Origin of the sequence: Salinivibrio sp. AR640, assembly GCF_001995405.1 — a bacterium.
Classification (GTDB): Bacteria; Pseudomonadota; Gammaproteobacteria; order Enterobacterales; family Vibrionaceae; genus Salinivibrio; species Salinivibrio costicola.
Map to the genome: position 1 here is coordinate 21,531 of NZ_MUFD01000033.1, position 11,185 is coordinate 32,715.

At 50.0% G+C, this 11,185-nt stretch carries 9 protein-coding genes; 4 read left to right on the plus strand and 5 right to left on the minus strand.

All coding sequences use genetic code 11. The annotated features are described in order from the left end of the window. The first annotated feature begins 375 nt into the window (after positions 1-375). From hemC to BZG75_RS13835, 4 genes are read left to right on the plus strand one after another with little or no spacing between them, the layout of a single operon-like run. Positions 376-1,311, plus strand: coding sequence for a hydroxymethylbilane synthase (hemC, locus tag BZG75_RS13820; RefSeq protein WP_077577302.1), 936 nt, complete (start codon positions 376-378; stop codon positions 1,309-1,311). Continuing rightward, positions 1,308-2,072 (plus strand): uroporphyrinogen-III synthase, encoded by a 765-nt coding sequence (locus tag BZG75_RS13825; protein ID WP_077577294.1) that lies wholly within the window; start codon positions 1,308-1,310, stop codon positions 2,070-2,072. Before hemC ends, BZG75_RS13825 begins: the two co-directional genes overlap by 4 nt. Then, positions 2,065-3,201 (plus strand): uroporphyrinogen-III C-methyltransferase, encoded by a 1,137-nt coding sequence (locus tag BZG75_RS13830; RefSeq protein ID WP_077577295.1) that lies wholly within the window; start codon positions 2,065-2,067, stop codon positions 3,199-3,201. Before BZG75_RS13825 ends, BZG75_RS13830 begins: the two co-directional genes overlap by 8 nt. Next, positions 3,198-4,394 (plus strand): heme biosynthesis HemY N-terminal domain-containing protein, encoded by a 1,197-nt coding sequence (locus BZG75_RS13835; protein WP_077577296.1) that lies wholly within the window; start codon positions 3,198-3,200, stop codon positions 4,392-4,394. The genes BZG75_RS13830 and BZG75_RS13835 overlap by 4 nt, the downstream gene beginning before the upstream one ends. A gap of 143 nt (positions 4,395-4,537) precedes the next feature. Here the strand turns inward: BZG75_RS13835 and BZG75_RS13840 are convergent, their stop codons facing one another. The 5 genes from BZG75_RS13840 to BZG75_RS13860 form a co-directional block, all read right to left on the minus strand. Beyond that, the gene (locus BZG75_RS13840; protein ID WP_077577297.1) at positions 4,538-5,365 is read right to left on the minus strand and encodes a hypothetical protein; all 828 of its coding nucleotides are present in this window, start codon (positions 5,363-5,365) and stop codon (positions 4,538-4,540) included. Positions 5,366-5,485: 120 nt separating this feature from the next. Next, positions 5,486-6,424, minus strand: a complete 939-nt coding sequence (locus tag BZG75_RS13845; protein WP_077577298.1) for an ABC transporter permease — start codon at positions 6,422-6,424, stop codon at positions 5,486-5,488. A 3-nt stretch (positions 6,425-6,427) separates the two neighbouring features. Further along, entirely contained in the window at positions 6,428-7,405 is a 978-nt protein-coding gene (locus BZG75_RS13850; protein WP_021022169.1) for an ABC transporter permease, read from the minus strand. Positions 7,406-7,464: 59 nt separating this feature from the next. Continuing rightward, complete coding sequence (locus BZG75_RS13855) at positions 7,465-9,018, minus strand: ABC transporter substrate-binding protein (RefSeq protein ID WP_077577299.1); 1,554 nt, start codon at positions 9,016-9,018, stop codon at positions 7,465-7,467. 90 nt (positions 9,019-9,108) lie between these two features. Further along, positions 9,109-10,827, minus strand: coding sequence for a dipeptide ABC transporter ATP-binding protein (locus BZG75_RS13860; RefSeq protein ID WP_077577300.1), 1,719 nt, complete (start codon positions 10,825-10,827; stop codon positions 9,109-9,111). Between the last annotated feature and the right edge of the window lie 358 nt (positions 10,828-11,185).

Below are 11,185 nucleotides of genomic sequence, written 5' to 3' on the forward strand. Positions count from 1 at the left end.
ATCCTGGTCAACAGGTCGACGTTACTGTCTTCACCGTATCCGCCCAATTGCAGATAACAAAACGTGATCAATGTAACACTCTCGACAACTCGGGTAAAGTCAATAACCCCGATGCCTGTGTGGTGAGATTCGTGACGCACTATAGGCGCTTTTTGAGACCAATATCAACTTTTACGCTCTACTACCTTAGTCGTAACTTTCACTTTGTGCCGCCCAACGATCTCACTATTTGCGTAAATAATACGCTATCGATCACATTTTTTCACCTATATGACGATAAGCCCATCATAAATCTCGAAAGCGATTGACGACTATTACGAGCCACCCAATGGCAATGATACGATGGTGGTTATGAATCAAGAAGGAAGCAACACCATGTACTCAACACCCGTGCGCATTGCCACACGCAAAAGTCCTTTGGCGCTCTGGCAAGCGGAATTTGTTAAAGAAGCACTCGAAGCTTCCCATCCTGGCTTGACCGTCGAGCTCGTGCCTATGGTCACTAAAGGTGACGTGATTCTGGACACGCCCCTCGCTAAAATCGGTGGTAAAGGCTTGTTTATTAAAGAGCTTGAACAAGCAATGCTTGACGGCCGCGCGGATATTGCCGTGCACTCGATGAAAGATGTCCCGGTTGAGTTTCCAGAAGGGCTGGGATTGGTCACCATCTGTGAGCGCGGTGACCCACGCGATGCTTTCGTCTCTAACCATTACAACAGCATTGATGATTTACCCGAAGGGGCTGTCGTCGGCACGTCTAGCCTGCGCCGCGAATCACAACTACGTGAACGTCGCCCGGATCTGATCATTAATACCTTACGCGGCAATGTCGGCACCCGCCTAGGGAAATTGGATGATGGTCAGTATGATGCGATCGTTCTCGCCGCCGCTGGGTTAAAACGGTTAGGTTTACATGAACGCATACGTAATGAAATTCCACCAGAAGTCATCTTGCCGGCGGTTGGGCAAGGTGCCGTGGGTATCGAGTGTCGATTGGATGATGAACGTATTCGGACCTTATTGGCCCCCCTTTCTGATGCCAGCACCACACAACGTGTACTTTGTGAACGCGCGATGAATAATCGTCTTGAAGGCGGATGCCAAGTGCCTATTGGCAGCTATTCGGAAATTCAAGGCAACAAAATTTGGTTGCGCGCCTTAGTGGGCGAACCGGATGGCTCGACCATCTTACGTGCCGAAATCACCGGCCCATTAGAGAAAGGGGAAGCACTAGGGACAGATTTAGCCGAGCAGCTTCTCGCTCAAGGTGCGCGCCAAATTCTGGATAAACTTTATCAAGACGACGCATGACCACGGTTATCGTTCGCCCCGAGCCAGACTGTAGTGAGTTAGTCGATCAGCTTACCCGACAAGGGCTGGCGGCGATCGCCTGCCCGCTACTCAGTTTTGCGCCGGGGCGAGACTTACCAACCTTCGCCACCTTGCTCGGCTCACTGCCCGCCGACAGCATCTTGGTCGCAGTGAGCCCACGCGCCATGGCCTTTGCGCATCAGGCATTGCAACGCCAGGAGATGGCCTGGCCCAGTGATTGTCATTATGTTGCCGTCGGGCAACGCACTGCTCATGAGTGGCAAGCCGTCTGCGGCCAGCCTGTCCAATACCCGGTCCGCGAAGACAGTGAGGGCATGCTAGCACTGGCTCCATTTATGGCGGTGAAGGGGGCGCAGGTGGTGATTCTTCGCGGTGACAGTGGCCGCGATATGATGGCAAAAACACTCAGCGATCAAGGCGCGCAAGTTCACTATTGCGAGACCTATCGGCGACAATGGGCCATTGAGCCTTTAGTATCGCAAGTAGTAAGCTGGCCTAAAGACACTATCGACACCGTGGTGATCACCAGTGGCCAACAATTAGCCTACTTTGATCAACTTATCACATTAAGCGGACAGCACTGGCTGCGCCAATGCCGTATACTGGTGCCCAGTAAAAGGATTCAAGATCAAGCCACAGGGCTCGATTTTGACACGATTACGACCGTTGACAGCGTGGCCAATTCAGCCCTAGTTCACACGCTGCTCAGGTTAAGTAAAACGGGACTTTCGGATGACTGACAACAAAAACACCGACACCAAATCAAACAAGGCTACGACGCCCTCGTCACCCAAGACACACGCCACGGATGCCTCCTCATCAGGGAAAACAGCAAAAAAAAGCGCATCATCAGGAGGACGTGGCGGTATTGTTCTTGGCGCGATTGCCATCGCGATAGCACTCGGCTCGAGTGGATGGGTGTTCTATCATGGGCACCAGCAAGCGACTGTTTTACAAAACACAGTATCGGCGCAACAATCTAAAATTGCTAACCTTGAACAATCCCTTAGCCAGCAACAAAAAGCCGCTGAAAAAGCGAGAGAGCAACTTGAGGACGCCACTACAACACGACTTAATCAACAAGATAGCAGCCTGAAGAGTCTGCAAAAGGCAATGGCCGATGTGAAAGGCCGCCGACCTAACGATTGGTTACTTGCGGAAGCGGATTATTTAATTCGTATGGCAGGGCGCAAAGTGTGGCTTGAGCACGATGCGCAAAGCGCCACAGCGCTGATGGAAGCAGCAGATCATCGCATTGCCCAGCTCAACGACCCGTCGTTGGTACCGATTCGCCAAGCGTTAGCTGACGATATAACGGCTTTAAAAGCGGTCAAGCGGGTGGATAAAGATGGCATAGTGTTGCGCTTAACGAGCATGCAACGACAAGTCGAGGACTTACCCCTTGCCAGCGCGGTGATCCCTGAGGCAGAGGAAACGCAAGCTCCGGTGGTGAGCGAGTCGATCAACGATTGGCAAGCAAACCTGACCACCTCACTGAAAGGATTTGTTGATGATTTCATTACCTACCGCAAACGCGACGGTAATGTGGTGCCACTGCTCTCGCCGACACAAAGCTATTATTTGCAAGAGAACCTAAAAAACAAGCTCGATCAAGCCATGCGGGCTGTCTATCAAGGGAATGACACCCTCTATCATGAAGCACTTGGCATGGCCCAAGACTGGGCGCTACGCTTTTATAATCAGGATGCTAACGCCACCCGCCGTTTTGTTGAGCAACTCAACGCCCTGAACGAACAGCGTATTGGGGTCGACCTTCCGCAAAAGCTCAGCAGCCAAACGCTCGTCAGTGATGAGATTGATACCCGATTGCGCCGAGATATTGCACCGCTAACAGGAGGCCAATCATGATACGACTGCTGTTACTTGTCCTCGTTTTGGCGGCAGGCTTGGTGGTTGGCCCACAACTGGCTGGTCACCAAGGCTACGTGCTCATTTCAGCGGCCCAGCAAACCATTGAAATGAGCGTTACAACCCTCTTAGTGCTCATCGCCGCGCTCATTGCAGTGCTCTGGGCCCTAGAGTGGGTGCTAAGAAAACTCTTTTCGATGAGCAGTACTGCCAGTGGTTGGTTATCCGGCCGGAAACAGCGTAAAGCTCGCCAGCAGACCCAGACTGGCTTAATGAAATTACGCGAGGGCGAGTGGAAAAAGGCGGAAAAGCTCCTCGCTAAAGCGCGCTCACATAGTGATGCTCCCATGCACAACTTGCTCGCCGCCGCAGAAGCGGCACAACAACGCCAAGATTTACATGCGCGGGATCAGTACCTACAACACGCCGCTGATATCAATGCCAACAGTTTAGCGCTCGCCCTCACTCGCGCCCAGTTACACAGCCAAAGCGGGCAGTATGAGCAAGCATTGGCCTCACTGCGGGCAATAAAACGCCAACACCCACGCAACCCTGTGATGCTGTCCCTGTTGAAAGAGACCTATATCCAATTAGAAGATTGGTCAGCGTTGCTCAACCTTCTTCCAACGCTAAAAAAAGCACAGCTGCTCAATAGTGAACAACTTGACGTATTGTATGAGCGTGCCGAGCTTGGCGTTATGTCGCATGTTGCCAGTCAGAAAGGGGCAGAAGGGCTGCTTGCGCATTGGAACCAACTGCCGAAGGCCAAACGTAACCAACCCGCACTGCTCGCTGGATTAGTGCATCATTTGTCGGCGCGAAATGCCGATTCTGAAGCCTACATCTTATTGCGTGAAACCTTGAAAAAGCGGCCCGATGATCGCTTGATTGCACTGATCCCTACGCTCAACTTACCCGACAGTTATCCGGCCGTGGTCATGCTAGAAGAGTTGCTAACCCGCGATAGCCATAATCCAGTTGTTCACAGCGCGCTGGGCCAGCTGCTGATGCAAGCAGGCAAATGGCAAGATGCGCGCAGCCACTTTGAGCAAGCACTCGAATACCGTACTGATGTCAGTGATTATGCCTACCTTGCCGATGTGTTAGATAAACTCAACCAAGGACAAGCGGCCAGCGATATCTCGCGCACCGCCTTAAAAATGGCACTGCCCGAGCGTCCGCCCGCAGCATAATACGCCTGACAGTAACAAAAACGCCCCATCATAAAATGGGGCGTTTTTGTCGATGCGATGCCATCACGTATCGCTTCTGTGGTTAACCTTACTGCTTCTGTGGTTAACCTTACTATCAAAGCTAACCCCAGTTTGCCGACTCGCTATCCTTTTTTACACAATACATTGAGCGCTGCCACTTGATTACGCGTGACCACCGTGCCCGTATTGGCATCAACACCCTGGGCGCCTTGTACCCAGTAAGGTAAACGCATCGGTAATTGATCGGTGGCTTGGGCGACCTGGGTTAAGTCCTGCTTGGACGCAAGTACCATTCCTTCTTGCTGGCAACGCGGTTCCGCCTTCGCATAAGGTAGCCGCACCCAGCTCATCCCTTTTTCCGTATACTGTTTGTCACCTTGCTCAGGCTCAGGTAAACCAAAGTGGCTCAAATTGAAGGCGGCTTCGGATTGGCCTGCTTTTCCACTTGTCTTTGGCAGAGTAGACGCTTTTGTCTCTGACATAGTAGACGCTTTTGTCTCCGCCAGTGGCGGCAAGCGTATAACTGCAGGCTGAGATAGGGGTTGACGGGTTTGGCGCAACACCGCTTGGCGTGTCGGACCAAACATGCGTACACGTTTAAGCACCACATTGGCGACATCGAGAGCCTGATAGGGACCAATTAAACAACGACCACGCCCTTCGCGAACTTGCACTTGAAAGGGTAAATCCGGCAAACCTTGGCGCAATGTTTGATAAAACTGACGTGATGGTACCCCGTTTGTGGCACCGCACTGGACCCAAAATGCTGAACTTTGCGGGTCAGGAGACTGATCACCCCACAGCCCATTGCCAATATCGCATTTTTCACCAATGATCGGCCAACCTTGCTGATTGTCGATAATCGCACAAGGTGTTTGCGCTGCATTCACTGAGGATATCATTCCCCACGTTGCCATTAGCGTGACAACCAGACCTCGCCACCGCCCCATGATTTACTCCCTTCGTCACTTAATGTTCATCAGCTTAAGCAAAGTCGTACAATGACTCAAGCTGACGATTCTCAAGCTGTTAGGTACGAACAAAAATGGCTGCGTACGCAGCCATTTTTCTCATCCTTTATAAATTTTGGGGTTAAACACATCCCTGAGCCAATCACCCAGCAAGTTGATAACCAACACCAGCAGCACTAAGGCAATTCCAGGAAAGACCGTTATCCACCACGAACCAGAGAAAATGTAATTAAAGCCAATACTAATTAATGAGCCCAAAGACGGCTGATCGACAGGCATACCCAAGCCTAAAAACGATAATGCCGCTTCTGACATAATCGCGTTAGCCACTTGAACCGTTGAAATCACCAAGATCGGAGACAGACAGTTGGGAAGAATGTGCCGGAACATAATACGCGGTGATCGAAACCCCATTACACGCGCCGCTTCAACATATTCTTTTTTCTTCTCCGCCAGTACAGAGGCACGAATAGTACGCGCATATTGCGGCCATTCGGCAATCCCAATAATCACCACCAGCATCAAGATCGCATATTGACTATAAAACTCGCTACCAAAGCTGGCTTTAAAAATCGCAGACACAATGATCGCCACCATCATGGTAGAGAAAGACAGCTGAATATCTGCAATCCGCATAAAGAAGCTATCTATCCGTCCGCCAAAGTATCCCGCACTCAGTCCTATGATTGTCCCTAAGATGAGCTGTAATCCTACCGCACATAGGCCAATGGTCAGAGAGATACGCAGGCCATAAATCATAGTGGATAAGATATCTCGGCCCTGGTTATCCGTCCCTAATAAGAAGCGAGGATCGCTCCATTCCATCCAAGCAGGCGGTAACTCTGAGTCCATGATATCAATCGACATCAAATCATAAGGATTGGTTGGTGCCACCAAAGGCGCAAACACAGCCAGTAGGAGAAAAACCATAAAAATGGCAAAACTGGCCATCGCCACCTTGTCACGCTTAAAGTGATAGAGGAAATCTGAGGCCAAAAAGCGTTGCCAGCGACTTGGGGTGGTATGTGCTTGTGTCATCGCTTACGCCTCCTTACCGGTAATGTTAACCGTGGGATTTATCAGGCCATACAGTAAGTCGACAAATGTATTGGTGACGACAAAGATTAATCCGACGAAAATGACATAGGCAGTAATCAAAGGTGTATCGACACGGTTGATCGCTTCAAGAAAGAGAAAGCCCATTCCTGGCCACTGAAACACGGTTTCTGTCAAAATGGTATAGGCAATCATGGTGCCGATTTGCACTCCGCCTACAGTCACCACAGGTAACATGGTGTTTTTCAATGCATGCTGATAATAAACCTTATTTTCGGGGAGCCCTTTCGCGCGCGCAAATTTGACATATTCAGTGCCCAACGCTTCCAGCATTTCAGAACGCACCAAGCGAATAAATAGCGGCAACATGATAGAGGCTAATGACACGGCGGGTAATACTAAGTGCGCAAGGCCGTCTAAGGTGAAAAAGCCAGACTCCCAACCTAGCCAATTGGCCGTTTCCCCTCGCCCATAGGAAGGTAACCAGCCAAGCTCAATGGAAAAGACGTACATCAGCATGATTGCCGTCAGGAACACGGGAATCGAAATCCCTACGATACTAAAGCCCATGATAATCTTGGTAAGTATACTTTTGGGATGGATAGCGGCGTACACACCAAGTGGAATCGACACCACCACGATGATCAACGCCGCACCGACCACCAGCTCTAAAGTGGCGCCCAGTTTATCTAAAATGACATCGACAACCGGTCGTTTAAAGAAGTAAGAATTGCCTAAATCACCTTGTAGGGCCTGACCGACAAAGCGAGTATATTTGGTTATAAAGGGATCATTAAGTCCCATTTCATCGCGCAGCGCATCGCGCTCTGCTTCTGATACTGATTGTCCCACCAGCTCCCGCAAGGGGTCGCCAAGGTTGTCTTGGATAGCAAACGCCACCAGACTGATGACAAACATCACAATCAGTGCCTGTACCAGACGTTTGACTAAAAACGTTACCATGTGTGCCTCTAAGCGATTGGAGAATCAAGGCCCCAGGATTGGGGCCCTGTGTCAATCCATTACTCGACCACTAAATCGCCGAAGTAAGGGAAGTTCATACCGTTAACGATCGGTTTGATGTTAACGTTATTTTTGGCTGCCCAAGACGGATCTTGCCAGTGCAGAGGAAGGAAAGCCGCATCGTCATACAAGATCTTCTCGACCTTTTGCAGCATCGCGTTACGTTTTTCCAGATCCGTTTCTGAATTCGCATCGAGTACCAGTTTGTCCACTTCACTGTTCGAGTAATGGCCACAGTTATACTGCCCTTTACCCGTGTCAGCGTTGCGGGTCATGGTGAGGAACTCGGTAAAGTTAGCCGAATCTTCCGTATCTGGGTGCCAGCCGATCATTTGCATACCGGCTTCACACTTATCAAACTCAGGCCAGTACTGCGCTTTTGGCATGGTCTGTAAATCCACTTTGATGCCGATTTTCGCCATCATCGCGGATACCGCTTGAGCGATTTTTTCATCATTCACATAGCGGTTATTGGGGGCAATCATGGTGACAGAAAAACCATCAGGATAACCGGCTTCTTCCATCAACTTTTTCGCTTTCGCCAAGTCATAACGCGGCGCGAGATCGGCATTGTAACCCGCATAACCGACTGGGCTTTGCTGGCTTGCCGGTGTCGCGGCGCCTTTCATGATTTTTTGCGCGATGCCTTCGTTATTGACCGCATACGCCACCGCTTGACGGACACGCGGGTCTTTAAATTCTTCCACCACACTTTGGTTCATTTGGAAGGTAATCACGCGTGTACCAGGCATGGTCACCAGCTGCAAATTATCAGAGCGATCGATGCGACGATAATCGTTAGGCGATACAGGGGCGATCATATCGACATCACCCGATAGCAGTGCCGCGACACGGGTGGCATCTTCTTTGATCGGACGCAGCGTGATGTTGTCGACATTGCCTACGCTGTCTTTGTCCCAGTAATTCTCATTACGGTCAAATTCAACCACTACGCCTTGTTCACGTTCGTCGACCACGTACGGCCCTGTGCCTGACAAGTGTGTTGATGCATACGTTGAACCATTTTTCTTCAGCTCAGATTTGTCGCGTCCGTCTTCGGTCTCACCACTATAGAATTTGCTGTCCATGGGGAACACGTAGGTCATCACGTTTTCTACCAGTGGGTAGGTGCCGTCGGTGACCACATCAACGGTGTGCTCATCGACTTTTTTGATGTCAACGATTGGGGTGAAAATCCCTTTAAAATCCGGCGAAGATTTCAAACGATCAAACGTCCAAACAACGTCATCAGCACTAAATGGGTTACCGGAGTGGAAAGTGACCCCTTCGCGAAGGTTGAAACGCACGGTTTGATTGTCGATACGCTCCCACGAGGTGGCAAGACGAGGCTCGAAGTCCATCTCTTGGGTAAAGCGGACCAAGGGGTCGAAGACCATGTGTGATAGCTGTAAGGTACCACCAGACAGTTGCTCATGCGGATCCAAAGAAACGGGATCCGCGTCATAAGCCACTGTAATGTCGGCAGCGGCAGCACTAAAACTTAGGCCAGCGGCCATGAGTGCCACGGCTATCTTGCTCTTCATTGTTTTCATTGCATAGCTCCTTTATGCGTAGGGGATATACCCCCTGCTGTGTTTGCATCATAGATACGGTGCGGCCCTTGGCCGCGTCGACATAGCACGCTATGCCGGTTGCAAACCTTCTGTGCTCATTCCCTTAAACTCAGGCATTAATGAGATAAGATGACGGCTATATTCATGTTGTGGGTCAGTAAACAGTTGCTCGGTTGGAGCGACTTCAAGTAGCTGACCTTTACGCATCACCCCAATGCGATCGCACATTTGACGAATCACCGGTAAATCATGGCTGATAAATAACATGGTCAGATTGAGCTCGTCTTGCAGATCTTTAAGCAGATTTAAGATCTGAGCCTGAACAGAGACATCTAACGCGGAGGTTGGCTCGTCACAAATCAGCAACCGTGGTCGCGTCGCCAGTGCGCGGGCAATCGAGATACGCTGACGCTGGCCACCAGAAAACTCATGCGGATATTTGATCCCAGCACCACGGCCTAATCCCACGTGATCGAGCAAGTCTCCGACAATTTGACGGATTTGCGACTCACTTTCTGCCAAGCGGTGAAAGCGAATCGGCTCCGCGATAATGTCATAAATCTTCATCCGCGGGTTCATGGATGAATAGGGGTTTTGAAACACCATCTGCATTTGACGACGGATTGGACGACGGGCCCGCTCACTTTTTATCGCGGTCAAATCGATATCTTCAAAAATAATCTGGCCGGTATTGGGCGGATACAGCCCGGTAATCGCCCGAGCGATGGTTGACTTCCCGGAGCCTGACTCGCCGACCAGACCAAAAGTTTCCCCTTCAACAATATCAAAGCTGACGTGGTCCGAGGCTTGGACATATTCGCGACGGCTGGCAAAAAACGAATCCTTGGTCACAAATCGCAACGAGACGTCCTTTACTTGTAACAAGGGGCCAGAGTAAGCGCGTTGGTCTTGGCTTTGTCCTAGCCAGTGGTTCTTCACATCCAGCTCAAGGGTTTCGCCTGCTTCTTCGATGTAATTCACCAAAGGAAAACGTTCCAGTTTGATATCGGAACGTGGCACGGCGGAGATTAAGCTTTGGGTATAAGGATGTTGCGGATCGCCCAACACTTGCTGTGTAGTGCCAAGTTCAACTAAGTCACCTCGATACATGACCGCGACACGATCGGTCACATTCGCCACTACGCCCATATCGTGGGTCACTAACATACAACCCACATTTTTCTGCTGGCATAAATCGCGAATCAAATTGAGAATTTGGTCTTGAATCGAAACATCCAATGCTGTCGTTGGCTCATCAGCGATAATTAAATCTGGCTCACCGGCCAATGCGACCGCAATCACCACGCGCTGACGCATCCCACCAGAAAATTGATGCGGATACTGCTTAATACGCAACTCAGGCTCTGGGATCCCGACTTGCTCCATCAGGCTTATCGCACGCTGATAGGCTTGCTGGGACGTCAGATTAAGGTTGGTTATTATCGTTTCTGTCAGCTGTTGCTCGACAGTAAATAACGGGTTCAGCGAGGTCATGGGATCTTGAAAAATAAAGCCAATCTTATCGCCACGCACTTTGCGAATTTGATTGGGTGTCAGGCCCGATATTTTTTGACCATCGAGGTACACATCACCACTGGCAATGCGTCCTGGAGGGCTAAGTAAATCAATCACCGCATTTCCAACGGTTGATTTACCTGCGCCGGACTCACCGACCACGCCGACAATCTCACCACGCTCAATCGTTAATGACAGCGAGGTCACGGCCGCGTGGACACCATGGCGAGACGGGTACTCTATTCGGAGGTTATTAACTTCTAGCAGTGACATTTTTCATCCTTGATATCGTCAAAAGGTGACGATCAACGTGCTAACCAAAACAAGGGGCTGCCTCGCCTTGGAGAGATGCGATTCCAATCTGGCAAATATTTCACAAAAAATCAACATCACAGAAGAAAACACCATAAAGGCCTAATCATCTCGGATATTCATTCATCTAACTACCAGCACTTGCCCGGCGGCAAGACACAAAACACACTTCATATCATAAAGATATAAGCTATTCCCACTCCCTCTGTTTTAAAGCAAATCACGCATAGAATAAAGCCATCTGAATTAACAGCCACATAACATCCGTAGTGATAATGACTGATTTATAAATGATGGACACACTTCATAAGTTATAAGT